The following is a 25875-nucleotide window of genomic DNA, read 5'->3' on the forward strand; positions in this document are numbered from 1 at the left end:
TGAAGGGGGCAGGCGCAGGAGGCCCCGGCCGCCTTTGGTTTAGGCAGAAAGTGGCTTGGGAGGGAAGCGCGGCTCGAAGAGGCCGAGCTCCATCGCCTCGTGGACCATGCCCATGATGTCGCGATTGGCCAGCTCGTGCAGCGTGTCGAGGCCATCCAACACATAGTAGAGGGGCTGGAGGATGTCGATCCGGTAGGGCGTGCGCATGGCCGCGAGGGGATCGAAGGGCAGATGCTCCGGAGCGTCGGACAGCGCATGCTGGGTCTCCTTCGGGGAGGAGATGATACCGCCACCGTAGATGCGCCGGCCCTCGGCGGTGTCGACCAGGCCAAATTCCACGGTCATCCAGTACAGCCGGGCCAGGTAGACCCGCTCCTTGGGCGTGGCGTCGAGTCCCAGACGGCCGTAGGTGGCGGTGAACTCGGCGAAGGCCGGGTTGGTGAGCATCGGACAGTGACCGAACAGCTCGTGGAAGATGTCCGGTTCCTGTAGGTAGTCCAGCTCTTCCGGGGTGCGGATGAAGGTGGCCACCGGGAAGCGGCGATGGGCCAGCAGCTCGAAGAAGGTATCGAAAGGGATCAGCGCCGGCACCTGAGCGGTCTCCCAGCCGGTGGCTTCGCGTAGCACCGCGTCGACCTCGGCCAGCTGGGGGATGCGCTCCATCGGCAGGGCCAGGCGCGCCATGCCGTCCAGGTATTCCTGGCAGACCCGCCCCGGAAGCAGCTCGACCTGACGCTCCATGAGGGTCTTCCAAGTGGCGTTCTCCTGCTCGCTCCAGGCGATATGGCCGTTGGCATCCGGCCTCCTGGCCTGGTAGGCGGTCTTCTTGCCTGTCGGTGCCTTCATGATGTTTCCCGTGACGGTTGGGGTGTCGTGGCCTTGGAGGGAATATCCGCAGTCTAGGCCGCCTCAGGGCGCTACTTGGAGCGTCACGGTACCCGGTGGCGGAGAGAACTCACGCCTCAGTGTAAGAAAATCGTGACAGACCCGCCTGCCACGGACCCCTTTATGCATAGGATGCGGAATGCGGCCATTGAGCGGCCCTTGTTGTCACGTTATCTTTACAACAGAGTCACACCGGCCTGACGATTTCCTGGCCTGTCGGCTCCTGTTTCTCCCTTTGAGTCCCTTATGCGCCTGAGATTTCATTGCCAGAACCGCATCGGTATCCTGCGCGACATCGTCGCGCACTTCGCCGACTACGGGCTCAATGTGGCCCATGGCGAGGTCGGCGGCGAGCACGGCAATGCCATCTACCTGCACGTGCCCCAGCTGCTCAATGCCCAGCTCGCCACGCTGAAGCCGGAGCTGGAAGCGGTGCCCGGTGTCTTCGGCGTCCGCCGGGTCAGCCTGATGCCCAGCGAACGTCGCCACCTGGAGCTCGATGCCCTGCTGTCATCGCTTTCCGACCCGGTGATGTCCATCGACATGGAGGGGCACCTGGTCGCCGCCAACCGGGCCGCCGGCCAGCTGCTGGGGGTGCGCATCGATGAGGTGCCGGGGCTGTCGCTGGACCGTTACCTGCCCGACCTGGACCTGCCGGCGTTGATTCGTCGCAACAATGCCCGGGTCAATGGGTTGAGGGTCAAGCTGCGTGACACCGTCTTCCTGGCCGATATCGCCCCCCTGCACCGCGAGAAGCTCGAGGACGTGGCCTCCCTGGCCGGGGCGGTGGTCACGCTACACCGGGCGGACCGCATCGGGGAACGCATCTACCAGGTGCAACGCCAGGCACTGCGCGGCTTCGAGACGATCTTCCAATCGAGTCCTCGTCTGGCGGCCTTGATCCGTGAGGCCCGACGCATGGCGCCCCTGGAGGCGCCGTTGCTGATCCAGGGCGAGACGGGCACCGGCAAGGAGTTGCTGGCGCGGGCCTGCCACCTGGCCAGTGCCCGGGGACAGGCGCCGTTCATGGCGCTGAACTGCGCTGGACTGCCCGAATCCATGGCCGAGACCGAGCTGTTCGGCTATGCACCGGGGGCCTTCGAGGGGGCAAGGCCCGAGGGCAAGCTGGGGCTGCTGGAGCTGACGGCCGGCGGCACCATCTTCCTCGATGAAGTGGGCGAGATGAGCCCGCGCCTGCAGGTCAAGCTGCTGCGCTTCCTCCAAGATGGCGGGTTTCGCCGAGTGGGCAGCGACGAGGAGACCTACCTGGATGTCCGGGTGATCTGTGCCACCCAGCAGGACCTGCCGGCGCTGTGTGCCCAGGGGCAGTTCCGGCAGGACCTCTATCACCGGCTGAATGTGCTCTCGCTGAGCGTGCCGCCGTTGCGGGATTGCCTGGACGGGCTCGAGGAGCTTGCCGCTCAGTTCATCGATCGAGCCGCCCGCCAGATCGGTTGTACGCTACCCGCCATCTCGGAGGCGGCCCTGGCCAGGCTGCGGGCCTATCACTGGCCAGGCAACGTGCGCCAACTCGAGAACGTGCTCTTCCAGGCAGTCTCGCTGTGCGAGCGTGGCGTCATCGAGCCGCGCCACCTGCGCCTGCCCGAGGTAGGCCAGCCTTCCGGGCTGGCCGGCATCGACCTCGAGGGGTCGCTGGCCGAGATCCTCGGCGAGGTGGAGCGCCGGGTGCTGACGACGCTCTACCCCCGTTACCCCTCGAGTCGCCAGCTCGGCAAGCGGCTCGGCGTCTCGCATACCACCATCGCCAACAAGCTCAAGCGCCATGGTATCGGCTTGGAGGAGGACGACTGACGCCGGGCGCCTCGGCTCGGTGCCCCCGGCGCAGCGTGTCTACACTCCAGGCAGGTAATCTCGAACAACCAAGCGCGCATCGGAAGCGTCGGGAGGAGGCCGTCATGAACAAGGTCTGTGCCATCGTCGGTGTCGGTCCGGGTAACGGCCTGGCGCTGGTTCGGCGTTTTGCGCGAGAAGGCTATCGCGTCGCCATGCTGTCGCGGGATATCGACAAGCTGAAGAGGTGGGAACAGGAGATTCCCGGGAGCCATGCCTATCGTTACGATGCCACCGAGGGCGAGCAGGCCCGCGAGGTCTTCACGCGGATTCGCGCGGAGCTCGGGCCGGTCTCGGTGCTGCTCTACAACGCCGGTGGCGGCATTTTCAAGAGTGCCGAGCAGGCGACGCTACAGGAGTTCGAGGACAGCTGGCGGGTCAACTGCTACGGCCTGCTGGCGACCGTCCAGGCCGCCCTGGGGCAGCTGCGCGAACATCACCGGGCGAGCCTTGTCGTCACCGGCGCCTCGGCGGCGCTGCGCGGCCGAGCCGCGACCGCCCCCTTCGCCTCGGCCAAGGCGGGGCAACGCAGTCTCGCCCAGTCCCTGGCTCGCCAGCTCGGTCCCGAGAACATTCATGTCGCCTATGTGGTGATCGACGGGGTGGTGGACCTGCCCCGCACCCGGGAGGCCATGCCGGACAAGCCGGACGACTTCTTCCTGAATCCCGACGCCGTGGCCGACAGTGTCTGGTTCCTCACTCGCCAGGAGCACTCGGCCTGGACCTTCGAACTCGACCTGAGACCTTTCGGCGAAAGTTGGTAACGTTGCGGTGTTCGGCCGGCCCGTCTGCCGATGTGGCGGCGCGAGGGGGAGGCGGAGATCGCGTCGGTTAACGGAGGATCCCGTGTCGCCACCCCGCTTGCCGCTATGGCTTAAGCTTGCCTTCACGCTCTGGGTGCTCATCTGGGCGACGAGCTATGCCCGAGTGCTGGGCTGGCAGAACTTCCTGTGGCTGTGTGACCTGGCGAGCTTTCTGATCCTCGTCGCCCTATGGACCGAGAACCGGCTGCTGATCTCCGCCCAGTGGCTCGCGGTGTCGCTGGTGGGGGTGCTGTGGACGCTGGATGTGGCGGTGGCGTTCGCCATCGGGGTACACCCCATCGGCGGCACCGAGTACATGTTCGACACCGCGCGACCGCTGGCTTTCCGACTGCTGTCGCTATTCCATCTGTTTCTGCCGCTGGTGGCGGGCTACGGCGTGTGGCGGCTGGGCTACGACCGCCGCGGCCTGGGGTGGCAGGTCGTTCTGACCTGGCTGGTGCTGCCGCTGAGCTACGCCGTCACCGACCCCGAGCGCAATATCAACTGGGTGCAGGGTCCCTTCGGTCAACCACAAACGAGCCTCGACCCGCTGGTGTATCTCGTCGGCCTGATGCTGGCCTGGCCGGTGGTGGTCTATCTGCCGCCCCATCTGCTGACGCGGGGTCTGGCGCGCTGGCGCCGTCTCCGTGGTCATTGACCCAGGCGGCGGGTGAGCCACGTCGCGACCTCGGCATAGGGATAGGCCTCCAGGGCGGCGAAGCCGGCGAGGCGACGTGCCTTGAGGCGGATCAGTCGCGGCGAAGTCAGGCCGCACAGGAAGCGGGCCAGCAGGGCCGGTGTGGCGGCATCCGCTTCGTCGGCCTCGGCCAGCAGAGCCCGAAGCGGCGCACATAGGGCCAGAGGGTCGCGCTCGTCGAGCGGGGTGGGGAGCGGCGGCGCCGGCAGCCGGGCGACCTCGCCGCGACAGGCCGAGCAGTGGCCGCAACGCTCGGGGGCGCGGGCATCGCCGAACCAGTCGGCCAGGCGCCGGGTCAGACAGTCCTCGGTCTCGAACAGCGCCAGCATGGCATGCAGGCGCGCGATCTCGGCATCTTCCTTGTCGCTGAAGTAGTCGTGCAGGGCCGTGATCAGGGTGGCGTCGTCGACGCGCGCGACCACGTCGAAGACTTCGGTCATCTGGCGGCTTTCCAGCACCATCCAGCCCTTGTCGACGAAGTAATCCAGGGCGGTGATCACTCGCCGCCGCGAGGTATCCAGGCCGCGCTCGGCCCCCAGCCGCTCGAGCGCCGCGAAGTCCAGGCTGTGCCAGGTCCGGGCCCTGGAGGACGCGGCCAGAATGGCCTCCACGAAGGCCCGACGTTCGCCCTGGAAGCGGCCGGCCAGCGACTCGGCGGCCTCGAGCAGCTGGAACCGGTACTCGGCGAAGTAGCTGTAGCGCGGCCGGATCACGCCGCGCAGCTCGAGCTGGACCAGCAGCGTCTTGAGCGGTAGGGGCCGGATGTCGCTGTCCCGTGAGAGCGTGGTGAGCGTGAACTCCCAGGCCTGGCCGGCGGAGGGCAGCGCCGCGATGACCCGAGCGATGGCGTCGCGCTCCGGGGTGTCACCATAGGCGAAGTTCTCCAGCACATTGAGGTGGTCACCGCCGGCCAGCATCAGGCATTCGGCGGGGGCGCCGTCGCGGCCGGCCCGCCCGATCTCCTGGCTGTAGTTCTCCACGGACTTGGGCAGGTCATAGTGCACCACGGCGCGGATGTCGGCCTTGTCGATGCCCATGCCGAAGGCGATGGTGGCGACGATGCAGGGCGACCGGCCGGCCATGAACTCGTCCTGCAGCCCAGCGCGGGTCTCGGCGTCGAGGCCGGCATGATAGGCCACCGCCGGCAGGCCGGCGGCCTGCAGGTAGGCGGCGATGCGCTCGGCGGTCTGTTGCAGGGTCACATAGACGATGCAGGCAGGTGGCGTCGCCTGGGTGAGGCGCGGGCGCAGCCAGTCCACCAGGCGCCGGGGACGCTGCTCGGCGGGCACCGGCGCCACCTGCAGGTCCAGGTTGGGACGATAGAAGCCGGTGGCGGTGACGTCGCAGGCCTCGATGGTGAAGCGCGCGCACATGTCGTCGATGACCTTGGGGGTGGCCGTGGCGGTCAGCAGCAGCACCTGGGGGATACCCAATTCCCGTCGCGCGTCGGGCAGCTTCAGGTAGTCCGGGCGGAAGTTGTGACCCCACTCGGAGATGCAGTGGGCCTCGTCGACGACCATCAATGACAGCGGTACGCGGCGGATGAAGGCCCAGAAACGCTCGTTCTTGAGCCGTTCCACGGAAATCATCAGGATGCGGATCTCGCCCTGAGCGACGTCCTCCATGATCGCGCGGGTCTCGTCACGGCTCTGGTTCGAGTCGATACTGGCGGCCGGGATCCCGTGACGCCTCAAGAAACTCAGCTGGTCCTGCATCAAGGCCAACAGCGGCGAGATCACCAGGGTCAGGTGCGGCAGGTGAAGGGCCGGTAACTGGTAGCACAGCGACTTGCCGGAGCCGGTGGGGAAGATCGCCGCCGCCGAGCGGCCGGCGATCAGTGTCTCGATCACCGGTCGCTGGCCCGGGCGAAAGTCGGCGTAGCCAAACACCTGATGCAGGGTCTTGTCGATGCCGGACATGGCGGACACTCCTTGTCGGTTCGTGAGGATGGACAGGGTACACCCACCATCTTCGTAACGGGATCGCGGTTGACCTCGGGCGGGATGGCAGACCGCGAAAGGCCGTCACTACACTGGGAGTAGAGGTACCGAGATGTCGGCTCAAGGGGAGGAGGTGACCATGACAGAAGGGGTACATCACGAAACGCAGGTCGAGGTCCAGGCCGCCGGGGTCGCCCTGGAGGGCGACCTGCTGGTTCCCGACGCGTCGGCGGGGATCGTGGTCTTCGCCCATGGCAGCGGCAGCAGCCGGTTCAGTTCGCGCAATCGCCAGGTGGCGCGTTACCTGGCCGACCAGGGGCTCGCCTCGCTGCTGTTCGATCTGCTGACGCCGGAGGAGAGCCTGATCGACGAGCGTACGCGCGCCCTGCGTTTCGATATCCCGCTGATCGGGACCCGCATGAGCGAGGCGGTGGACTGGGTGGCCGAGGCCCCCGAGACACGGGAGCTGGCGATCGGGCTGTTCGGGGCCAGCACGGGGGCGGCGGCGGCATTGATCGCCGCCGCCGAGCGACCGGCCCGGGTGCAGGCGGTGGTCTCGAGAGGCGGCCGGCCCGACCTGGCCGGCGAGGCGCTTTCGCGGGTCAAGGCGCCGACCCTGCTGCTGGTCGGTGGCCGGGACACCCAGGTGATCCGGCTCAACGAACAGGCCATGTCCGGCATGACCGCGGCGCCCTGCGAGCTCTCCCTCGTGCCGGGGGCGTCTCACCTCTTCGAGGAACCGGGCACGCTCGATATCGTCGAGGCCAAGGCGGCTCGATGGTTCCTGAGCCATCTCGGGAGCGGGTCGGGCTAGGAGGTCGTCATGACCTGATTGCGTCCACCATGCTTGGCGCGATAGAGGCTCTTGTCGGTTCGTCGCAGCAGGGTATCTCGTGAGTCGCCGACCCGGTGCTCGGCGATGCCGATACTGACGGTGACGCCTCCCTGGCCGATCCCGAAGTCATGGGTGGCGATGCGTCGGCGCAGTGCCTGTACCCGTCAGCGTGGGGCGTCGTAGCGCCCTGGGCGTCCGCGCGAGAAGGCCACCTGCCAGAGTTGCAAGTTGCGGGCCCGGAAGGCCCCGGCACAAACCGAGAGATAGTAGCGGAACATCCGCCGGGTGCGCTCGTTGTAGCGGTGGGCGATCTCGGGCCAGTGAGTATCGAAGTTGCGAAGCCAGGCCATCAGGGTATGGTCGTAATCGGCCCCGAAATTTTGCCAGTCCTCCATTAACAGGTGTCCTTCGCTGGCACGGGCGATATGCATGGCCGACGGCAGCACCCCGTTAGGGAAGATATAGCGGTTGATCCAGGGGTCGATGCTGATCTCCGAGTTGTTGGAACCAATGGTATGCAACAGGAAGAGGCCATCGTCGGGCAGTAGGCGTTCAACGGTCTCGAAGTAGGTGGCATAGTTACGGTGACCGACGTGTTCGAACATGCCGATGGAGACGATGCGATCGAAGGTGCCTCCCAGGTCACGATAGTCCTGAAGGAGGATTTCCACCGGCAGGTCGGCGCAGCGCTCCCTGGCCAGCGCGGCCTGCTCCTTCGAGATGGTGATGCCGGTGACCTCGACGTCGTGGTGGCGGGCGGCATGCTCGGCGAGGCTGCCCCAGCCACAGCCGATGTCGAGCACCCGCATGCCGGGCCTGAGCTCCAGCTTGCGGCAGGCCAGCTCGAGCTTGGCCCGCTGGGCCTGATGGAGGGTCTCGGCCTCCTTCCAGTAGCCGCAGGAGTAGCACATGGTCTCGTCGAGCATGCGCTCGAAGAGGTCGTTGCCTAAGTCATAGTGGGCCTCGCCGACCATATAGGCACGCGCCTTGCTCTGTAGGTTGAAGAAACCCGATTGCAGGCGATACATGAGGCGTTCGGTCGGCTTGCGGGCATGCTTGCCGACACCGTGGCGCAGCAGTCGGTAGGCCATCTCGTCGATCCGTTCGCAGTTCCACCAGCCATCCATGTAGCTCTCGCCAAGACCCAGGGTTCCCTGATGCAACACCCGGCTGAAGAAATCGGGGTGATAGACCTGGAGGTCCTGAGGGGCGTTCCCGTTCAGGGACACCCCCGAGCCGTTCAGCAGTTTCTCGATAATGTAACGGGGCCGGGTCCGGGGCAGGGCGACGGGGCCGATGCGGGCATCACTGGTCATGGAGTCCTCCTGGTCCCACAGTGGTCGTTAGGATGGCTGGCGGCGTTTTCGTCAGCATAGTCCAGCGGAGAAGAAGTCGTTAACCATCGAAGTGTTGAACCAAGGAGAGACGAGATGCACGTGATCCTCGATCCGTGTGTGCATCCGTACCGACCGGACCCAGCACATGGCCGACAAGGTGACCAGTGTGGAAGAGCGGCTGGCGGGGCAATTGCCGCCTTCCTGAGGCTATGCTGCGAGCATGGATGCGGTGTAAGATTATCTTTACGGTTTGTCAGGGTTTCCTGCCGGCTATCGAGCCTTTGTCGGCAGGTGAGTGGGGATGGCAGGGTTTCGTTACACTGACGTTCTGTCATCCTCCGGGAATCTCTTGTTATCCGGATCGCGTGCCATTTCGGCAGGGGCGGGGGCGCACTAGGCTGGGAGCACCTCAAGGCCGAGTGCCTTGTGCTGTTCTTCCCACAATAATGCCCTGGAGGATTCCATGAACGCCCCTGCCCAGACACCGCCCCCCGTCAGCACCGCCAATCCCATCGGCACCGACGGTTTCGAGTTCGTCGAGTACACGGCGCCGACGCCCGAGGGCATCGAGGAACTGCGGGCACTATTCAACCGCATGGGCTTCACCGAAACCCGCAAGCATCGCTCCAAGCAGGTATTCCTCTTTCAGCAGGAAAACGTCAACTTCGTGCTCAACGCCGAGCCGGGAAGCCACGCGGCGACGTTCGCCGAGGTGCATGGCCCCAGTGCCTGTGCCATGGCGTGGAAGGTGGAAGATGCCCGCCAGGCCTTCGAGTATGCCGTGGCCAACGGTGCCGAGCCGATGGAGAATCCGGTCGGCCTCCGTGAGGTGGGGATTCCCGCGGTGAAGGGCATCGGCGGTTCGCTGCTGTATTTTGTCGACAACAAGGTCGACAATGAAGGGCGCACCATCTACGACATCGACTTCGAGGCGATCCCTGGCCGCGGCGCCAACGACCACAGCGTCGGCCTCAAGGTACTCGACCACCTGACCCACAATGTCGACCGTGGCCAGATGGATCCTTGGGCGGACTTCTACACGCGCATCGCCAACTTCCGGGAGAACCGCTACTTCGACATCAAGGGCAAGAAGACAGGCTTGCACTCCCGTGCCATGACCGCTCCCTGCGGCAAGATGCACATTCCGATCAACGAGTCCGCCGATGACACCTCGCAGATCGCCGAATTCCTGCGCGAGTATAACGGCGAGGGCATCCAGCATCTGGCCATGGCCACCGACGATATCTACGCCACGGTGCGGGCACTGCGGGCTAACGGCGTAACCTTCCTCTCCACGCCAGACACCTACTACGAGAAGGTTGACCAGCGCGTGCCCAACCATCAGGAGAATGTCGAGGAACTGCGCGAGCTCAACCTGCTGATCGATGGTGGCCCGGATGAGGGCGTCCTGCTGCAGATCTTCACCGAGACCGTGATCGGTCCCATCTTCTTCGAGATCATCCAGCGCAAGGGCAACGACGGCTTCGGCGAGGGCAACTTCAAGGCCCTGTTCGAGTCCATCGAGGAAGACCAGATCCGTCGCGGCGTTCTCAAGGCGGATTGAGCCCCTGCATAAAAATCCTTCACAATATCGCTGATGCGGCGATACATCTTTGTGTCGGAACTACAACATCCCTGAGCCCTGGTGTGATATGACAACGAACGAACAACCCCGTACTCAGTGGCGCGGCCGCTGGGGCTTTCTGCTGGCGGCGACCGGCTCCGCGGTGGGCCTAGGCAATATCTGGAAATTTCCCTATATCACCGGCGAGTACGGTGGCGGCGCCTTCGTGCTGGTCTATCTGGCCTGTATCCTGGCCGTGGGTGTGCCGGTGATGATGACCGAGATTGCTCTGGGACGACGCGGGCGAGGCAGTCCCATCGATGCCATCCGTCGCTTGGTCAGTGAATCGGGTAAAGGCTCGGCCTGGTCCCTGCTCGGCTGGATGGCCATGCTCTGCGGCTTTTTGATCCTGTCCTTCTACGTCGTGGTGGCCGGCTGGTCCTTCTCCTATCTATGGAAGATGCTCAGCGGTGGCCTGGCCGGTTCCAGCGTCGATGACATGGCGGCGATCTTTGTGGCCAACAACGAGAATCCCTTGAATCTGGGTTTCTGGAGTACCCTGGTCACGGTCGCTACCATGGTGATCGTCGGCAAGGGCGTGCAGGCTGGTATCGAGAAGAGCGTCGACTGGATGATGCCGGGCCTGGTGATCATGCTGCTGGCACTCATCGGCTTTGGCATCTTCTCCGGCGGTTTCGGCGACGCGGTACGCTTTCTGTTCTCCTTCGATGCCGGTAGCCTGTCCAGCGAGGGCATGCTGACCGCTCTGGGCCATGCATTCTTCACCCTGTCGCTGGCCTCCGGGGCCATCCTCACCTACGGCAGCTACTTGCCGGCCAAGGCGTCGATTGCGCGTACCACCCTCAGCGTGGCCGTGGCCGATACCGTGGTGGCGCTGATGGCCGGCCTGGCCATCTTCCCGGTGATCTTCGCCAATGGCATGAGCCCGGCCAGCGGACCGGGGCTTATCTTCATGAGCCTGCCGCTGGCCTTCCAGGCCATGCCGCTGGGTACCCTGTTTGGCGTCCTGTTCTTCGTCATGCTCTCCATGGCGGCCCTGACCTCCTCGATCTCCATGGTCGAGGCCACCATCTCCTGGCTGAGTGACAACAAGGGCATCTCGCGGCGTACGGCGTCCTGGAGCACCGGCATCGTGTTGTGGCTGGTCAGTACCCTGGCGATGCTGTCGTTCAATCTGGGTGCCGACTGGACCCTGGCCGGCAAGACCTTCTTCGACTGGCTGGACTACCTGACCTCGCGCTGGATGATGCCGCTGGGCGGGCTGGGCATGGTGCTGCTGGCCGGTTTCGTGCTGAAACACGAGACCTTTCGGGAGGAACTCGGTCTTTCGCCGGCCTGGCATGCGCTCTGGCTGTTCATGGTCCGTTACGTCAGCCCGCTGGGCATCTTGGTGATCTTCGTCGATGCTCTAGGCATCACTCGAGTGCAGTTCGGTCTGCACTGGCCCTGGCTGCTGGCCATCCTTGTCGTCATGACTCTGGTCGGCGAACTGGCCAGCCCTCGTCTGCGTCGTACACTCAGTTCCTGAGCCTGACATCAAGCGCCAGACGAACTCTTGTCGCCCCCGCCCAGCGGGGGCGACAACGTTATGGGTGGGGGGTGATGGACGGCGCCGAGGGGAGAGTGACAGGCGAGGTGTCGATTAATTACCATTATGCATAGAAGATAAGTCTTACTGGAGATATCGAAATATGCAGATAGGCTCCCCGCATGATGGTGATCAGCTCGACCCCGGTGTCTGTTGGCCGACCGGTTCAGCCTTCCCTGCCGGTGGTGTCAGCCTGGTCGGGGCCGGTCCCGGAGACCCCGAGCTGCTGACCCTCAAGGCATTGCGCCGTCTCCAGGCGGCCGAGGTGATCCTGCACGACCGTCTGGTCAGCGAGGAGGTCCTGGCGCTCGCCAATCCGACGGCCAAGCGGTGCTATGTGGGCAAGGAGCGGTCCCGCCACAGCGTGCCCCAGGACGGCATCAACCAGGCCCTGGTGGATTGGGCCCGAGCGGGCAAGCGGGTGGTGCGACTCAAGGGTGGGGATCCCTTTATCTTCGGCCGGGGAGGCGAGGAACTCGAGACGCTGGCGGCCGCGGGGATTCAGGTGGAGGTGGTGCCCGGCATCACGGCCGCCTCCGGCTGTGCGGCCTATGCCGGCATTCCCCTGACCCATCGCGACCATGCCCAGTCCGTGCGCTTCATTACCGGTCACCTGCGTAATGGCAGCTGTGACCTCGACTGGCCCGCCCTGGCCCGCCCTGGCCAGACACTGGTCTTCTACATGGGGCTGGGCAGCCTCGCGCTCATCGGCGAGCGACTGCAGGCCCATGGCCTGGCACCCGACACGCCATTGGCCCTGATCGAGCAGGGCACCACGGCGCGCCAGCGGGTGCACCTCGGCACCCTGGCAAGGTTGCCGCCGGCCGGCGAAGTGGTTACTATCCGACCGCCGACGCTGATCATCGTCGGTACCGTGGTGACATTGCATAACGTGCTGGCCTGGTTCGACAGCGACCGGGCCGACAGTTCGGGCTGGCAGCAGGGAAAGCATCCCACGCCCACCACCCCCTCCGAAGACGCCTGAACACGCAGGAGACGTGATACGGCGAAACGGAGCCCCGAGGTGTCTTATGGACAACATGCTTCAATGCCCGCGTGCCCGTCATCGTCTGTCTCGCCTGGTCCTCGCCGGCCTGACCGCCTGCCTGCTGGCCGCCTCGACCAACGTCATGGCCCACCCGTCATCCGGGCCCCGCATCGAGCCCCAGAAAGGCGTCGCTTCCTTCTATGGCGATCGCTTCCAGGGGCGACCCACGGCCAGCGGCGAACCCTTCAACGCCCAGGCGCTGACGGCCGCCCACCCGACCCTGCCGTTCGGTACCCGCGTACTGGTGACGCGCCGGGACAATGGCCGCGAGGTCGAGGTGCGCATCAACGATCGTGGCCCCTATGCCAAGGGGCGGGTCATCGATCTCTCCAAGCGGGCCGCCAAGGCCCTGGGCATGATCAGCCAAGGCACTGCCCCGGTAGTGATCACGGCGGTGCGCTGATCGCTCAGCGAGCGGGCGAGGATCTGTCCCGCCCGTATTCCCGCTGCCAGCGCGAGAGCAATGCCTGACGCTTCAGCTCATCCAGGGTAGCCAGCAAGCCGGGGCTCAGGGGGAGCGGATGCAGGGCCTCCCCCTGGGAGCGACGTAGCGCGGCGGCCGTTCCCGGGCCGTCGAGGGCCGGATGGATGGCGCCCAGTGGGGTGCGCTCGGCCAGCACTCGTTGGCCGGTCTCGCTTAACAGGTAATCAAGAAAGCGTCGGGCGTTCACCGGATGGGGAGCCAGGCGTGGAATGAAGGCGAGCCGCTGCGTCACCAGCGCATAGTCGTTGGGGATGATCTGGATTAGCGCCGGATCCTGCGCCACCACCTGGCGAGCATAGCTGCCGAGCAGATTGTAGCCGATCAGGTAGCGTCCGTTTGCCAACCCCTCGAGCATCTCGCCGGTGGTCTCCACCAGGTCGGCCTTCACCAGGCCCAGAGCGCTGACCAGATCCCAGTAGCGTGGCGAGAGTCGCGACTCCGCGATGGCATAGGTATAGCCGGCGCCGCTGCGGACCGGATCGTAGGTGACGACGCGGCCCTGCAGGGACTTGGGGTGCTGCTCGAGAAGATCGAGCAGCGCTACATGGTTGTCGGGGCGTCCGAAACGCTCGACGATGTCCCGGCGCACCACCATCACGATGGGCTCGAAGGTGAGCGCGAACAATTCGCGGCGCCAGCGGGCCCACGCCGGCCAGGCACGGGCGGCCGGCGTATCCAGCGACATGGCGTGTCCCGCGTTGGCCAGATAGTACTGTAAGGGCATCGCCGAGGAGATCACCACGTCGGCGTCGGCCGGGGACGCTAGGAAGCGCCGATGCAGGGCCAGGGTGGTCAGGTTGCGGTAGCGGAGCGTGATGCCGGGATGACGGCGATGGAAGTCTTCGAGGATGGGACGCATGATCGGCGTGTCCAGGGCGCCATGCACCACCAGCTGGCCGGCATTCTCTTCACCGTCCGTGGCGGAGTCAGGCGTGGTAGGGCGAGGCGAAGCAGGAAAGGTCAGCTGTTCATCGGCGGTGGCTATCGGGAGCCATAGGCACAGCAGCAAGCCCAGTATCACGTGCCAGGATCGGCTCATGGAGCGGCCTCCGGGAAGTGCAGACTGACGCTCAGGCCGCGACCGTCGGGACCGTCGGCGAGCACGAGTCGGGCGTCGTGGGCCCGAGCGATGCCATCGACGATGGCTAGCCCGAGTCCCGATCCCTCGCCTTCTTCCCGACCACGATGGAAGGGGCGCAGGACCAGGCGACGCTGCGACTCGGGAATGCCCGGGCCATCGTCTTCGACCGCCAGGACAGGCGGTGTGCCCCCTACCCGGACCGTGATGCGATGCGCCCCATAGCACCAGGCATTGTCGATCAGGTTGGTCAGGGCCTCCTCCAGCTCCCAGGCGATGCCGTGAACCACCACCGGCGCGTCTGTCCCTGCCAGGCCCAGGTCGACCCCGTGGCCGTGACACTCGCTCCAGTGGCGCCTGACCGCCTCGCGCGCCAGTTGCTCGAGATCCAGCGGCGTGTGCTCGGGATGGTGTTCCGGGTTGTCGAGACGCGTCAGGGACAACAGCTGCATGGCCAGCCGCGCGGTGCGGGCACTGGTGGCCTGCATCGCCTCCAGGGCATTGCGCCAGGCCTGGGGATCGTCCTGACGCAGTGCCAACTCGGCGCGGGCCGAAAGCCCGGCGAGCGGGGTGCGCAGCTGATGGGAGGCGTCGCCGATGAAGCGCTCCTGGTTAGCGCGTACGCGTCGCATCCTGGCCAACAGCTCGTTGAGCGTCTCGCGGAGCTCGGCCAGTTCCCGCGGGAGCGCCAGCTCGAGGGGCGTCAGGGCGCGTGGGTCCCGCGCCCGGATCGCTCGCCGCAGGCGCGTGAGCGGGGCCAGGGCACTGCGCACGGCCAGCAACAGGACCACCACCGCCAGGGCGGCCATGGCCAGCACCACGGCCAGGTTGCTGCGCAGCAGCTGATTGGTCAGAGCAATCCTGCCTTCACGCGTGTGGGCGACCCGTACCTCAAAGCCTTCCGTCAGCTGCCAGTCCTCCAGGCGTGAATGGCGCACGCCCTGGCGCAGCGATAGCCCCTGCCAATCGACATCCCGGTAGAACAGTCGGTCTTCACCGCGGCCGTCCAGGGTGAGGCGCGGATCGCCCGGCAGTTCGGCATTACCGGTGACGAATCGGCCGGCGGCATCGTACAAAGCATAGAACACCCGTTCCTCGGCGTCTGTGGCCAGCATTTCCAGCGCGGCCGGTGGCAGGTCCAGCCACAGTCGGCCGTCTTGCCACTGCACCTGTTCGGCGATCGCCAGGGTGGCGGCCTCGAGCAGGCGGTCATAGGCACGATCGGCGGTACGTCGCGCATCCACCCAGGCCTGCAGCACCATCAGCCCCCCCAAGGCCAGCAGCGGCAACAGCAGCCAGGTGAGCAGGCGCCGATACAGGCTGTCACCCCGGCTCACCGCGCCTCCAGCAGGTAGCCCAGGCCCCGGATCGTGCGCAGGGCCAGGGTATCGTCGGGCAGGCGCTTGCGCAGCCGGTGGACATAGACCTCGATGGCGTTATCGCCCATGGCCTGGCCCTGGAAGGCCTCTTCGGCGAGGCGCGCCTTGTCCACCGGTTCGCCGGCATGGTGCATGAGGCAGGCCAGCAGGCGCTGCTCGCGTGGCGGCAGGTTGAGCGTCTCGCCGTCCAGGGTGAACCGCTGGGCGAGGGCATCGAAGACTAGCGAGCCGACCTGCAGGCGTTGCCCTCGCTGCTGGCGGCGCAGCAGCGCCCTGACTCGCGCCTCCAACTCATCCAAGGCGAACGGCTTGGCCAGATAGTCATCGGCGCCCAGGTCGAGGCCCTTGACGCGGTCCTCGATGGCCCCCCGGGCGGTGAGGATCAGCACCGGGGTGTCACGATCGTGGGCACGCAGGGCGGCCAGCACGTCCAGGCCGCCGCAGCCGGGTAGGTTCAGGTCCAGCAGCACCAGCGCCAGACCGTGGCCCGGCACACCCAGGCGCTCTCTGGCTTGGCGACCATCAGCTAGATGATCGACCTCATGGCCCTCGAGGCGCAGCGCATCGCCCAGGGTCTCGGCCAGCAGGGTGTCGTCCTCGACCAGCAGCAGCGTCATGAGATCGTCTCCTCGTCGGCAGGGGGTGCTTCAAGGACGGCGGCCGCCTCCTGCAAGGCCTGGCGTAGCCTTGTGGCGGACTGGCGTCCGGCGGGGCCCGACAGCGAGAGCCATAGCGGGGGCGCATCGGGCCCGTTGGCCAGGGCCAGGTATTCCATGGCACCACCGGGCAGTACCGGGCGCGGGTCATCCTGCTCGCTGACCGGCCAGCGACTGCCCGGTCGCAGGTCATGCCGCAGGGCCGTGGCCGGCAGCGCCACCAGGCGGCACTCCACTTCGCCGGGATGCGCTTCGAGCAGGGCAGCGGTCTCGCCGGTCTCGGCTGCCAGGCGGTCCAGCAGCGGCTGGACCCGCGCCGCCAGCTGACGTGACGGAACATGGCGACGCGCCAACCGTACCGGGCTATGGCCCAGTCGCCAGCGCCCGTCGCTGCCCCGCTGGACATAGTCATAGCGCGCAAGCGAGCCGAGCAGTCGCAACAGGGTGCTCTTGTAGTAGCCGGTGGCCTGGGCCAGGTCGGCCAGCGTGAAGGCCTCTCTTGGGGAATCGAAGACCTCGAGCACCGTCAACGCCCGCTCGACGGCCTCCACGCGATCCTGTGCCATCTCGTCTCTCCCTCCATGCCGGATCCGGCTTGCCGATTCAACTTTAGTCGCGATCCTCGCCTCAGGCATTGACCTGCACAGGGTGTATGCCTAGATTTCTATCCTGAAGAACATAGTTCTGCCTTACAGAATTGTAAGCCAGGTGTCAGTGTTCTACAAGCGCCATCTCGATCCACCGACTTCAGAGGACAACAACAATGTCCATGAGAACGCCACTCAAGCTCTTCGCCGTCGCCGCCTTCACCGTCAGCGCCGGTTCCGCCATGGCCTTCGAGCCCGAGGGTAAGGTAGAGTGCCTGGCCCCCGCCGACCCGGGCGGCGGCTGGGACTTCACCTGCCGCAGCGTGGGCAAGGTGATGGAGGACCTGGATATCGTTCCGCGCAGCGTCCAGACCATCAACATGGCCGGTGCCGGCGGGGGCGTCGCCTATGCCCACACCGTCAGCAAGCGCGCCGGCGATGACCAGCTACTGGTCGCCGCCTCCACCGCCACCACTACCCGCCTGGCCCAGGGGCAGTTCCCGGGTATGAATGCCGACATGGTCAACTGGATCGGCGCCCTGGGGGCCGATTACGGCGTCATCGCGGTCTCGGACGATTCGCAGTACCAGGATCTGCCGGCGGTGATGGAGGCCCTCAAGGAGGACCCGCGCAGCGTCAAGTTCGCCGGTGGCAGCGCCAAGGGCGGCTGGGACCACCTCAAGGTGCTGATCGCCGCCCAGGCCGCCGGGGTCGAGAACCTGCCGCGTGTTCCCTACCTGTCGTACAACAACGGCGGCGAGGCCCTGACCCAAGTGGTCGGCGGCCACGTGGACGCCTTCACCGGCGACATCACCGAGGCCCAGGGTTTCATGGAGTCCGGCGACCTCAGGGTACTGGCGGTGCTCTCCGACGAGCGCCTGCCGGGCGAATACAGCGACATTCCCACCGCCAAGGAGCAGGGCATCGATGCGGTCGGCCCCAACTGGCGCGGCTTCTACATGCCGGCGGATATCTCCGACGAGGCCAAGCAGTACTGGGTGGATGCCATGGACACCATCTATCAGAGCGAGGAGTGGAAGAACGTCATGCAGCAGAACGGCTTGATGCCGTTCCACATGAGTGCCGGTGAGTTCGAGACCTTTGTCAAGAACCAGATCGATGACATCGAACAACTCTCCAAGGATATCGGGCTGATTCAGCAATGACCTTCTTCAACGACCGCATCTTCGGGGTCCTGATGATCGTCCTGGCCGTCGCGTACGGCTGGGGCACCACCCAGTTTCCCGAACCATTCGGCGGGACCGAAGCCGTCGGTCCCGAGACCTTTCCCCTGCTGCTGGCCATCGTGCTGGCACTCTCCAGCCTCTACATGGTCGTGCGGCCGGATCCGGATAACGCCTGGCCGTGGAGTCGCACCGGCGTCGAGCTGATCATCGCCGTGGTGGTGCTGATCCTCTACGCCATGCTGCTGCAGCCGCTGGGCTTCATCATCAGCACGACCTTGGCGGTGGGCACCCTGTGCTGGCGCATGGGGGCGGTGCCGCTCAAGGCTTACGTGACCGGTGCGGTGGCCGGCGTGGTGGTCTTCCTGCTGTTCAACTTCGCGCTTGACCTGGCGTTGCCGCTGGGCCTGCTCTCGTTCCTGGAGGTGAGCTGATGGAGACCCTTGGCTTCCTGATCGACGGCTTCGGCGTCGCCTTGGCGCCGCACAACCTGATGTTCGCCCTGCTCGGGGCCTTCCTCGGCACCCTGATCGGCGCCCTGCCGGGGCTCGGCCCGGCCAACGGCGTGGCGATCCTGATTCCGCTGGCCTTCACCCTGGGGCTCGCCCCGGAAACCGCCATGATCATGCTTACCGCGGTCTATGCCGGCGCCATGTACGGTGGGCGCATCTCGTCGATCCTGCTCAACATCCCCGGTGATGAGCCGGCGATGATGACCTGCCTCGACGGCTATCCCATGGCGCAGCAGGGCAAGGCCTCCGAAGCCCTGGCGATCTCCGCCGTGGCCTCGTTCATCGGCAGCCTGATCGCCACCATCGGGCTGATCCTGCTGGCGCCGTTGCTGGCCGATTTCGCCTTGACCTTCGGGCCGGCGGAGTACTTCGCGCTCTTCCTGCTGGCCTTCGCCACCCTCGGGGGCATCACCGGCAAGAACCCCATGAAGACCGTGGTGGCCGCCGCCATCGGGTTGATGATCGCCACTGTGGGCATCGATTCCACCGGAGTGCAGCGCTACACCTTCGGCGTGCTCGAGCTCTACGAGGGCGTGGACTTCATCATCGCCATCGTCGGGTTGTTCGCCATCTCCGAGCTGCTGTTCTTTATCGAGGAGAAGGCTGGCGGCGGCAAGGCGAAGATGGCCGTCAACAAGCTCACGCTCAGCTGGAAGGACATCCGCAACATCCTGCCGTCCAGCTTTCGGGGCGGTGTGCTGGGCTTCATCGCCGGGGTATTGCCCGGGGCAGGGGCATCGCTGGGCAGTTTCATCGGCTATACCCTCGAGAAGAAGGTCGTGGGCAAGAAAGGCTACTTCGGCCAGGGCGACCCGCGCGGCGTGGCCGGCCCCGAGGCCGGCAACAACGGCGCTTCGAGCGGGGCACTCGTGCCCATGCTGACGCTTGGCGTGCCGGGTAGCGGCACCACCGCGGTGCTGCTGGCGCTGCTGATCTCACTGAACATCACCCCCGGGCCGCTGATGTTCACCCAGAATGCCGACATCGTGTGGGGCGTGATCGCCGCGCTACTGATCGGCAACTTCCTGCTGCTGTTGCTCAACATCCCGCTGGTGGGCATCTTCGTCAAGCTGCTCTCGGTGCCGCCGATGTATCTGCTGCCGGTGGTGACCATGATCGCCTTCGTGGGGATCTACTCGATCAGTAACACCACCTTCGATCTCTACTTCATGGTGGCCTTCGGCGTTGCCGGGTACATCTTCCGCAAGTTGGAGATCCCGCTGGTGCCGATCATCCTCGGGTTGCTGCTGGGGCCGGAGATGGAGAAGAACCTGCGCCACGCCATGGACATCTCCGACGGCGACTGGACCATCCTGTGGGACAGTGGCCTGGCCATCGGCCTGTGGGTGTTCGCCGGGCTGGGGCTGATCCTGCCCTATATCGTCGGGCCCATCCTGCGCCGGCGCATGCAGGTCCAGACCGGCACAGGCGGTCCCGAAAGCGACTGATCCCGCCGCTCATTCACCCTGCTGATTCGCGGGGGTGCCGAGGCGATCGGTGCCCCCGTTCTCTTTTCATCAAGGCCGTTCGGGCACTAATTCGGTGCATTGCACCATGGTCCCGTCCCCCGGCGGAGCGTGAAGAGGTCATTTCTGCACCATGGCGATGCGTCCGGGGGTGGTGTCGACACCTGTTTGATTGGTGCAAAAATTTGATTGTAAAGGAATAATTTTGATTATGCGCGGGCTGGCACGTGCCTTGCGATGGACTGGGCGTCCCATAATAAGTGCCATACGCAAGGAGATCACCATGACCCCACGTCGTCTCGCCCTGTGTCCTCATTGGCTCGCCGCCTCGCTGTTGAGCCTCGGGGTCGTCGCCCCCGCGATGGCCCAGGAAGAGCCCATCAAGGTCGGCATCCTGCACTCGCTCTCCGGCACCATGGCGATCAGCGAGACGGTGCTCAAGGACACCGTAGAGATGCTGATCGAGCAACAGAACGCGAGGGGCGGCCTGCTGGGCCGTGAACTCGAGGCGGTGGTGGTCGATCCGGCCTCCGACTGGCCGCTGTTCGCCGAGAAGGCCCGCGAGTTGCTGGCCCAGGAAAAGGTCGATGTCATCTTCGGCAACTGGACGTCGGTATCCCGCAAGTCGGTGCTGCCGGTGGTCGAGGAACTCAACGGCCTGCTCTTCTACCCGGTGCAGTACGAGGGCGAGGAGTCGTCCGAGAACGTCTTCTACACCGGCGCGGCGCCCAACCAGCAGGCGATTCCCGCCGTCGACTACCTGATGAACAACGTCGGCGTGGAACGCTGGGTGCTGGCCGGTACCGACTACGTCTATCCGCGCACCACCAACAAGATCCTCGAGGCCTACCTGAAGTCGCACGGCGTGTCCGACCAGGACATCATGGTCAACTACACGCCCTTCGGTCATTCCGATTGGCAGAATATCGTCTCCGAGATCAAGGCGTTCGGCAGCCAGGGCAAGAAGACTGCGGTGGTCTCGACCATCAATGGCGATGCCAATGTGCCCTTCTATCGTGAGCTCGGCAACCAGGGCATCGACGCCGCCGACATCCCAGTAGTGGCCTTCTCGGTGGGCGAGCAGGAGCTCACCGGCATCGACACGGCCCCCCTGGTGGGCCACCTGGCCGCCTGGAACTACTTCATGAGCGTCGATACCGACGCCAACTATGACTTCATCGACGCCTGGATCGAGTATACCGGCGACGACATGGCGGTCACCAACGACCCGATGGAGGCCCACTACATCGGCTTCAGCATGTGGGCCGAAGCGGTGCGCAAGGCGGGCACCACCGAGGTGGACGCCGTCAAGGATGCCATCATCGGGGTCTCGGTACCCAACCTCTCCGGCGGCTACGCGGCCATGATGCCCAACCACCATATCACCAAGCCGGTGCTGATCGGCGAGATCCAGGACAACGGCCAGTTCTCCATCGTCTGGGAGACGCCTTCCACCGTGGCCGGCGACGCCTGGTCCGACTACCTACCCGGGTCGCGTGACCTGATCAGCGACTGGCGCAAGCCGATGCAGTGCGGCAACTACAACGTCGTCGAAGGCAGCTGCGGTGGCGGTACCAGCGAGGATGTCGCGACGGCGGAATGATCCCACCTGCGGGCCGGCGATGCCGGCCCGTTCCCCCGACACGCCACTCAATGCTTATTCCAAGGATACGTCCATGAGGATCCCCGACTCCCTCTGCCGGCTGGTGGTCCTGTGCCTGCTGGCCTGGTTACCCTGGGTCGCCCAGGCACAGGACGATCCCGGTCAGACCTTGCTCGAATCCCTCGATACCACCTCCTATGTCGAGAAGGGCGAGGCGATCGAGGCCATCATCGCCAGCGGCGACGAGCGCAGTCGTCGCTGGCTCGAGGCGCTGCTCGGCGGCAAGCTGCAGCGCCACAAGGCGTCCGGTCAGTTCGTCGTGGTCCTCGAGAACCGCGGCCGCCATTGGCCGGTAGTCGATGCACTCGGTTTCGAGGAGGCCGGCGAGATGTCGCGCCGAGAACTCGATCGTATCGGCATCAACAATGCGCTGCGTGGTCAGCTGCAGGGCGCGCTGGCGGTGCTGGATCTGCATGCCGACGAGGTGGACGAGCGTCGCGAGGCGGCCCGAGCGCTGCTCGGCGACATCGATGCCACCCTGGCCGAGCCGCTCCAGGCGCTGATCGACAGCGAAGAGGACGGCGAGGTGCGTCGTCTGCTCGAGCAGGCGCTGGCCATCCACCGCCTCGGGCAGGGCGAGATGGCCGCCGTCGAGGACCTGGCCGGTAGCCTGAACAGCCGCGTGCGCGCCGCCTTGAGTTCGGCGAGCCGCAGCGACGACCCGCAGCTTGCCCAGGCCGCTGGCGCCGCCCTGGTCGATATCGAGCAGAAGATGAAGCTCAATCGCGGCCTGGAGACCCTCTACTTCGGGCTCTCGCTGGGCTCGGTGCTGGTGCTGGCGGCCATCGGTCTGGCGATCACCTTCGGCGTCATGGGCGTGATCAACATGGCCCACGGCGAGTTGATCATGCTCGGTGCCTATACCACCTGGGCCATGCAGCAGCTGCTGCCCGGCCAGCCCGGCCTGGCGCTGCTGCTGGCGATTCCCGCCGGCTTCCTGGTGGCGGCGCTGGCCGGGGTGGCCATCGAACGCGGCGTTATCCAGTTCCTCAAGGGACGTCCTCTGGAGACCCTGCTGGCCACCTTCGGCGTCAGCCTGATCCTGCAGCAGCTGGTACGTACCGTGATCTCGCCGCAGAACCGCACCGTGGTTAGCCCGGACTGGATGAGCGGCTCGATCATGATCAACGAGGGACTGTCTCTGACCCTCAATCGCCTCTATGTGCTGGGTTTCGCCCTGGTGGTGTTCGCCGGCCTGATGCTGGTCATGCGTCGTACCCGCCTGGGCTTGGAGGTGCGGGCGGTGACCCAGAACCGTGCCATGGCGCGTTCGATGGGCATCCGCGCGACCCGTGTGGACATCCTGACCTTCGCCTTGGGCGCCGGCGTAGCGGGACTCGCCGGGGTGGCGCTCTCCCAGCTCACCAACGTGGGGCCCAACCTCGGCCAGAACTACATCATCGACTCCTTCATGGTGGTGGTGTTCGGCGGCGTGGGAAATCTGTGGGGTACCCTGGTGGCCGGCATGTCGCTGGGCGTGATCAACCAGGTGTTGGAGCCCTGGGCCGGTGCCGTGCTGGCCAAGATCGTCGTGCTCGTGTTCATCATCCTGTTCATCCAGAAGCGCCCCCGCGGACTCTTCCCGCAGAAGGGCCGGGCGGCGGAGGGCTGATTCATCATGTGGCTGACAAGACCATTGCGTGAACGTTCGACGCAGCTTTTCCTGGGTATCCTGCTGGCCGCCCTGGCGCTGGTGACGCTGCTCAACCTGACGCTGCCGGCCGCGCATCCGCTGCATGTCTCGACCTATACCGTGACGCTGCTCGGCAAGTACCTGAGCTATGCGCTGCTCGCCGTGGCGGTGGACCTGGTGTGGGGCTACCTGGGTATCCTCAGCCTGGGGCACGGTGCCTTCTTCGCCCTGGGGGGCTACGCCATGGGCATGTACCTGATGCGCCAGATCGGCGATCGAGGCACCTATGGTGATCCGGTGCTGCCGGATTTCATGGTGTTCCTCAACTGGGACAGCCTGCCCTGGTACTGGCTGGGCTTCGACATGCCGTGGTTCGCCTTCCTGATGGTGTTGCTGGCGCCGGGCCTGCTGGCCCTGGTGTTCGGCTTTCTGGCGTTCCGCTCGCGGGTCACCGGCGTGTATCTGTCGATCATTACCCAGGCCATGACGTTCGCGCTGATGCTGGCCTTCTTCCGCAACGAGATGGGCTTCGGCGGCAACAACGGCCTGACCGACTTCAAGGAGCTGCTGGGCTTCGACCTGCGCAGCGACGCTACCCGGCTGGGGCTGTTCATTGCGACCGGCATCGCCCTGGCGCTGGGCTATGTGGTGTGCCGCGCGATCGTCGCCAGCAAGCTCGGCCGGGTCAGTGTGGCCTGTCGCGATGCCGAGGCACGCACGCGCTTCCTGGGCTACCGGGTCGAGCGCTTCCAGCTGTTCGTGTTCGTGGTCTCGGCGATGCTCGCCGGGGTGGCGGGTGCGCTCTACGTGCCCCAAGTGGGCATCATCAATCCCAGCGAGTTCTCGCCGATCTTCTCCATCGAGGTGGTGCTCTGGGTGGCCCTGGGCGGCCGCGCGACCCTCTACGGGGCGGTGATCGGGGCGCTGCTGGTCAACTACGCCAAGACGGTGTTCACCGGCGTGATGCCCGATGCCTGGCTGTTCGCCCTGGGGGGCCTGTTCGTGTTGGTCACGGTCTTCCTTCCCAAGGGGATCGCCGGCCTGCTCGATCTGCGTATCAAACGCCGCTCGGCCACGTCCGATTCCACGCCAGCCACAGGGGAGGCCACCGCATGAACATCCTGAAATCCCTGGCCGACCGGGATCGCGTCTTCGACTTCCTGGTGCCGGTCGCGTCCCCGGTGGACGTGCGCCATGGCCCCATCCTCTATCTCGAGGACGTCAGTGTCAGTTTCGACGGTTTCAAGGCCATCAATGATCTCAATCTGACCATCGATGACGGTGAGCTGCGCTGCATCATCGGCCCCAACGGGGCGGGCAAGACCACCATGATGGATATCATCACCGGCAAGACACGTCCGGACACCGGCCAGGTGTGGTTCGGCAGCCGCCATGACCTGCTGACCCTGAATGAGCCACAGATCGCCAGCCTCGGCATCGGGCGTAAGTTCCAAAAGCCCACGGTCTTCGAGGCGCTCTCGGTGTTCGAGAACCTGGAGCTGGCCATGGCCGCCGACAAGCGCATCCTGCCCACGCTCACCGCCCGCCTGACCGGCGAGATTCGTGATCGCATCGAGGAGGTGCTCGCCACCATCGGCCTCACCGAACTGCGCTATGGCCCGGCGGGTATCCTCTCCCACGGCCAGAAGCAGTGGCTGGAGATCGGCATGCTGCTGATGCAGCGGCCACGCCTGCTATTGGTGGACGAGCCAGTCGCCGGTATGACCGAGCAGGAGATGGAGCGCACCGCCGAGCTGTTGACCGGCCTGGCCGGCAAGGGCAAGCAGTCGGTCGTCATCGTCGAGCATGACATGGGCTTCGTGCGCTCCATCGCGCGCACCGTGACGGTGCTCCACCAGGGCAGCGTGCTGGCGGAAGGCAGCATGGACAAGGTTTCCAGTGATCCTCGGGTGGTCGAGGTCTACCTGGGTGCCGACCCGGACGTGGAGGCCGCCTGATGCTGACTATCGACTCCCTCAACCAGTACTACGGCGAAAGCCATACCCTCTGGGACCTGGATCTCGAGGTACCGGCCGGCCAATGCACCTGCGTGATGGGGCGTAACGGGGTGGGCAAGACCACCCTGATGAAGGCGATGATGGGCGAGGTGCCCGTGGCGGGTGGCAGTATCCGCTATGCCGATGAGGTGGAGCTGACGAAGAAGCGGGTAGAGGACCGCTCGCGGCTGGGCATCGGCTATGTCCCCCAGGGTCGCCAGATCTTCCCGCTGCTCACCGTGGAGGAGAACCTGCGTACCGGCCTGGCTGCCCGGGGCGATGGTCGCAAGTCGATCCCCGAGCGCATCTACGAGCTCTTCCCGGTGCTACAGGAAATGCGCCATCGCCGGGGAGGCGATCTTTCCGGTGGCCAGCAGCAGCAACTGGCCATCGGCCGGGCCCTGGTCCTCGAGCCGCGCCTGCTGATCCTGGATGAGCCGGGCGAGGGCATTCAGCCCAATATCGTGGCGCAGATCGGCGAGGTGATCCGGCGGTTGATCGCCGAGGATGGCCTCACCGTGCTGCTGGTGGAGCAGAAGCTGCCCTTCGCGCGCAAGTATGCCGATCGTTTCGTGATCATGGATCGCGGCCGGCCGGTGGCCGATGGCGAGATCGAGGCACTCACCGATGCACTGATCAAGGAGCACCTCACGGTGTAGGCTGCCGC

General features: G+C 65.7%; 25 protein-coding genes. 16 read left to right on the forward strand and 9 right to left on the reverse strand.

Annotated elements, in window-relative coordinates; all coding sequences use genetic code 11:
• Positions 1–39 precede the first annotated feature (39 nt).
• The gene (phhA, locus tag FHR94_RS00350; RefSeq protein WP_183323378.1) at positions 40–846 is read right to left on the reverse strand and encodes a phenylalanine 4-monooxygenase; all 807 of its coding nucleotides are present in this window, start codon (positions 844–846) and stop codon (positions 40–42) included.
• A 285-nt stretch (positions 847–1131) separates the two neighbouring features.
• On the opposite strand from phhA, the gene FHR94_RS00355 reads away from it, so the two are divergent.
• From FHR94_RS00355 to FHR94_RS00365, 3 genes are all read left to right on the forward strand, one after another.
• Positions 1132–2697, forward strand: coding sequence for a sigma-54-dependent transcriptional regulator (locus tag FHR94_RS00355; RefSeq protein WP_183323380.1), 1566 nt, complete (start codon positions 1132–1134; stop codon positions 2695–2697).
• A gap of 104 nt (positions 2698–2801) precedes the next feature.
• On the forward strand, positions 2802–3500 hold the full coding sequence (locus FHR94_RS00360) for an SDR family NAD(P)-dependent oxidoreductase (protein ID WP_183323382.1): 699 nt from the start codon (positions 2802–2804) through the stop codon (positions 3498–3500).
• Positions 3501–3582: 82 nt separating this feature from the next.
• Entirely contained in the window at positions 3583–4197 is a 615-nt protein-coding gene (locus FHR94_RS00365; RefSeq protein WP_183323384.1) for a hypothetical protein, read from the forward strand.
• Here FHR94_RS00365 and FHR94_RS00370 read toward each other — a convergent pair.
• The gene (locus FHR94_RS00370; protein WP_183323386.1) at positions 4191–6155 is read right to left on the reverse strand and encodes a RecQ family ATP-dependent DNA helicase; all 1965 of its coding nucleotides are present in this window, start codon (positions 6153–6155) and stop codon (positions 4191–4193) included. The two genes, FHR94_RS00365 and FHR94_RS00370, sit on opposite strands and share 7 nt — an antisense overlap.
• Before the next feature lie 160 nt (positions 6156–6315).
• On the opposite strand from FHR94_RS00370, the gene FHR94_RS00375 reads away from it, so the two are divergent.
• Positions 6316–6990, forward strand: coding sequence for a dienelactone hydrolase family protein (locus FHR94_RS00375; RefSeq protein ID WP_183323388.1), 675 nt, complete (start codon positions 6316–6318; stop codon positions 6988–6990).
• On the opposite strand, the gene FHR94_RS00380 is transcribed toward FHR94_RS00375, so the two are convergent.
• Together FHR94_RS00380 and cfa are read right to left on the reverse strand one after the other, a co-directional pair.
• On the reverse strand, positions 6987–7163 hold the full coding sequence (locus FHR94_RS00380; protein ID WP_183323950.1) for a diguanylate cyclase domain-containing protein: 177 nt from the start codon (positions 7161–7163) through the stop codon (positions 6987–6989). The genes FHR94_RS00375 and FHR94_RS00380 overlap by 4 nt on opposite strands.
• A 12-nt stretch (positions 7164–7175) precedes the next feature.
• Positions 7176–8327 carry a cyclopropane fatty acyl phospholipid synthase gene (cfa, locus tag FHR94_RS00385; protein WP_183323390.1) on the reverse strand — a complete coding sequence of 384 codons (1152 nt, stop codon included), beginning with the start codon at positions 8325–8327 and terminating at the stop codon, positions 7176–7178.
• A gap of 484 nt (positions 8328–8811) precedes the next feature.
• On the opposite strand from cfa, the gene hppD reads away from it, so the two are divergent.
• From hppD to FHR94_RS00405, 4 genes are all read left to right on the forward strand, one after another.
• Positions 8812–9912 (forward strand): 4-hydroxyphenylpyruvate dioxygenase, encoded by a 1101-nt coding sequence (hppD, locus tag FHR94_RS00390; RefSeq protein WP_183323392.1) that lies wholly within the window; start codon positions 8812–8814, stop codon positions 9910–9912.
• A gap of 88 nt (positions 9913–10000) precedes the next feature.
• Positions 10001–11461, forward strand: a complete 1461-nt coding sequence (locus FHR94_RS00395; RefSeq protein ID WP_183323394.1) for a sodium-dependent transporter — start codon at positions 10001–10003, stop codon at positions 11459–11461.
• Between the two features lie 163 nt (positions 11462–11624).
• Positions 11625–12506 carry a uroporphyrinogen-III C-methyltransferase gene (cobA, locus tag FHR94_RS00400; RefSeq protein ID WP_183323396.1) on the forward strand — a complete coding sequence of 294 codons (882 nt, stop codon included), beginning with the start codon at positions 11625–11627 and terminating at the stop codon, positions 12504–12506.
• Between the two features lie 55 nt (positions 12507–12561).
• A complete protein-coding gene (locus FHR94_RS00405) occupies positions 12562–12972 on the forward strand; it encodes a septal ring lytic transglycosylase RlpA family protein (RefSeq protein WP_425485342.1) in 411 nt (136 codons plus the stop codon).
• Between the two features lie 4 nt (positions 12973–12976).
• Here FHR94_RS00405 and FHR94_RS00410 read toward each other — a convergent pair whose 3' ends face one another.
• Genes FHR94_RS00410 through FHR94_RS00425 form a run of 4 tightly spaced genes read right to left on the reverse strand, consistent with a single transcriptional unit; the run spans position 12977 to position 16732 of the window.
• The gene (locus FHR94_RS00410) at positions 12977–14092 is read right to left on the reverse strand and encodes an ABC transporter substrate-binding protein (protein ID WP_183323398.1); all 1116 of its coding nucleotides are present in this window, start codon (positions 14090–14092) and stop codon (positions 12977–12979) included.
• A complete protein-coding gene (locus tag FHR94_RS00415) occupies positions 14089–15468 on the reverse strand; it encodes a sensor histidine kinase N-terminal domain-containing protein (protein ID WP_183323400.1) in 1380 nt (459 codons plus the stop codon). Before FHR94_RS00415 ends, FHR94_RS00410 begins: the two co-directional genes overlap by 4 nt.
• Entirely contained in the window at positions 15465–16127 is a 663-nt protein-coding gene (locus FHR94_RS00420) for a response regulator transcription factor (RefSeq protein ID WP_183323402.1), read from the reverse strand. The genes FHR94_RS00415 and FHR94_RS00420 overlap by 4 nt, the downstream gene beginning before the upstream one ends.
• Positions 16124–16732: a helix-turn-helix domain-containing protein gene (locus FHR94_RS00425; protein WP_183323404.1), complete on the reverse strand. Its 609-nt coding sequence runs from the start codon at positions 16730–16732 to the stop codon at positions 16124–16126. Before FHR94_RS00425 ends, FHR94_RS00420 begins: the two co-directional genes overlap by 4 nt.
• 197 nt (positions 16733–16929) lie before the next feature.
• Between FHR94_RS00425 and FHR94_RS00430 the strand changes: the two genes are divergently transcribed.
• From FHR94_RS00430 to FHR94_RS00440, 3 genes are read left to right on the forward strand one after another with little or no spacing between them, the layout of a single operon-like run.
• Positions 16930–17919, forward strand: a complete 990-nt coding sequence (locus FHR94_RS00430; protein ID WP_183323406.1) for a Bug family tripartite tricarboxylate transporter substrate binding protein — start codon at positions 16930–16932, stop codon at positions 17917–17919.
• Positions 17916–18371 (forward strand): tripartite tricarboxylate transporter TctB family protein, encoded by a 456-nt coding sequence (locus FHR94_RS00435; protein ID WP_183323408.1) that lies wholly within the window; start codon positions 17916–17918, stop codon positions 18369–18371. The genes FHR94_RS00430 and FHR94_RS00435 overlap by 4 nt, the downstream gene beginning before the upstream one ends.
• Positions 18371–19897 (forward strand): tripartite tricarboxylate transporter permease, encoded by a 1527-nt coding sequence (locus FHR94_RS00440; protein ID WP_183323410.1) that lies wholly within the window; start codon positions 18371–18373, stop codon positions 19895–19897. The genes FHR94_RS00435 and FHR94_RS00440 overlap by 1 nt, the downstream gene beginning before the upstream one ends.
• 138 nt (positions 19898–20035) lie before the next feature.
• On the opposite strand, the gene FHR94_RS00445 is transcribed toward FHR94_RS00440, so the two are convergent.
• A complete protein-coding gene (locus FHR94_RS00445; RefSeq protein WP_183323412.1) occupies positions 20036–20200 on the reverse strand; it encodes a hypothetical protein in 165 nt (54 codons plus the stop codon).
• On the opposite strand from FHR94_RS00445, the gene urtA reads away from it, so the two are divergent.
• From urtA to urtE, 5 genes are all read left to right on the forward strand, one after another.
• Positions 20199–21518 carry an urea ABC transporter substrate-binding protein gene (gene urtA, locus FHR94_RS00450; RefSeq protein ID WP_183323414.1) on the forward strand — a complete coding sequence of 440 codons (1320 nt, stop codon included), beginning with the start codon at positions 20199–20201 and terminating at the stop codon, positions 21516–21518. The genes FHR94_RS00445 and urtA overlap by 2 nt on opposite strands.
• A 73-nt stretch (positions 21519–21591) precedes the next feature.
• Positions 21592–23190, forward strand: a complete 1599-nt coding sequence (urtB, locus tag FHR94_RS00455; protein ID WP_183323416.1) for an urea ABC transporter permease subunit UrtB — start codon at positions 21592–21594, stop codon at positions 23188–23190.
• Between the two features lie 6 nt (positions 23191–23196).
• Positions 23197–24327: an urea ABC transporter permease subunit UrtC gene (urtC, locus tag FHR94_RS00460; RefSeq protein WP_183323419.1), complete on the forward strand. Its 1131-nt coding sequence runs from the start codon at positions 23197–23199 to the stop codon at positions 24325–24327.
• On the forward strand, positions 24324–25169 hold the full coding sequence (urtD, locus tag FHR94_RS00465; protein ID WP_183323421.1) for an urea ABC transporter ATP-binding protein UrtD: 846 nt from the start codon (positions 24324–24326) through the stop codon (positions 25167–25169). The genes urtC and urtD overlap by 4 nt, the downstream gene beginning before the upstream one ends.
• Positions 25169–25867 (forward strand): urea ABC transporter ATP-binding subunit UrtE, encoded by a 699-nt coding sequence (urtE, locus tag FHR94_RS00470; RefSeq protein ID WP_183323423.1) that lies wholly within the window; start codon positions 25169–25171, stop codon positions 25865–25867. The genes urtD and urtE overlap by 1 nt, the downstream gene beginning before the upstream one ends.
• Positions 25868–25875 lie beyond the last annotated feature (8 nt).

It is taken from the genome of Halomonas cerina (assembly GCF_014192215.1).
GTDB lineage: Bacteria > Pseudomonadota > Gammaproteobacteria > Pseudomonadales > Halomonadaceae > Halomonas > Halomonas cerina.

Coding starts and splice junctions, on each gene's coding strand:
- FHR94_RS00430 (WP_183323406.1), top strand. CDS start 16,930: ATGTCCATGAGAACGCCACTCAAGCTCTTCGCCGTCGCCGCCTTCACC.
- urtC (WP_183323419.1), top strand. CDS start 23,197: ATGTGGCTGACAAGACCATTGCGTGAACGTTCGACGCAGCTTTTCCTG.
- FHR94_RS00405 (WP_425485342.1), top strand. CDS start 12,562: ATGCTTCAATGCCCGCGTGCCCGTCATCGTCTGTCTCGCCTGGTCCTC.
- hppD (WP_183323392.1), top strand. CDS start 8,812: ATGAACGCCCCTGCCCAGACACCGCCCCCCGTCAGCACCGCCAATCCC.
- phhA (WP_183323378.1), bottom strand. CDS start 846: ATGAAGGCACCGACAGGCAAGAAGACCGCCTACCAGGCCAGGAGGCCG.
- urtA (WP_183323414.1), top strand. CDS start 20,199: ATGACCCCACGTCGTCTCGCCCTGTGTCCTCATTGGCTCGCCGCCTCG.
- FHR94_RS00370 (WP_183323386.1), bottom strand. CDS start 6,155: ATGTCCGGCATCGACAAGACCCTGCATCAGGTGTTTGGCTACGCCGAC.
- FHR94_RS00355 (WP_183323380.1), top strand. CDS start 1,132: ATGCGCCTGAGATTTCATTGCCAGAACCGCATCGGTATCCTGCGCGAC.
- FHR94_RS00420 (WP_183323402.1), bottom strand. CDS start 16,127: ATGACGCTGCTGCTGGTCGAGGACGACACCCTGCTGGCCGAGACCCTG.
- FHR94_RS00410 (WP_183323398.1), bottom strand. CDS start 14,092: ATGAGCCGATCCTGGCACGTGATACTGGGCTTGCTGCTGTGCCTATGG.
- cfa (WP_183323390.1), bottom strand. CDS start 8,327: ATGACCAGTGATGCCCGCATCGGCCCCGTCGCCCTGCCCCGGACCCGG.
- FHR94_RS00425 (WP_183323404.1), bottom strand. CDS start 16,732: ATGGCACAGGATCGCGTGGAGGCCGTCGAGCGGGCGTTGACGGTGCTC.
- FHR94_RS00360 (WP_183323382.1), top strand. CDS start 2,802: ATGAACAAGGTCTGTGCCATCGTCGGTGTCGGTCCGGGTAACGGCCTG.
- FHR94_RS00440 (WP_183323410.1), top strand. CDS start 18,371: ATGGAGACCCTTGGCTTCCTGATCGACGGCTTCGGCGTCGCCTTGGCG.
- cobA (WP_183323396.1), top strand. CDS start 11,625: ATGCAGATAGGCTCCCCGCATGATGGTGATCAGCTCGACCCCGGTGTC.
- urtB (WP_183323416.1), top strand. CDS start 21,592: ATGAGGATCCCCGACTCCCTCTGCCGGCTGGTGGTCCTGTGCCTGCTG.
- FHR94_RS00395 (WP_183323394.1), top strand. CDS start 10,001: ATGACAACGAACGAACAACCCCGTACTCAGTGGCGCGGCCGCTGGGGC.
- FHR94_RS00445 (WP_183323412.1), bottom strand. CDS start 20,200: ATGGTGATCTCCTTGCGTATGGCACTTATTATGGGACGCCCAGTCCAT.
- FHR94_RS00375 (WP_183323388.1), top strand. CDS start 6,316: ATGACAGAAGGGGTACATCACGAAACGCAGGTCGAGGTCCAGGCCGCC.
- FHR94_RS00435 (WP_183323408.1), top strand. CDS start 17,916: ATGACCTTCTTCAACGACCGCATCTTCGGGGTCCTGATGATCGTCCTG.
- urtD (WP_183323421.1), top strand. CDS start 24,324: ATGAACATCCTGAAATCCCTGGCCGACCGGGATCGCGTCTTCGACTTC.
- urtE (WP_183323423.1), top strand. CDS start 25,169: ATGCTGACTATCGACTCCCTCAACCAGTACTACGGCGAAAGCCATACC.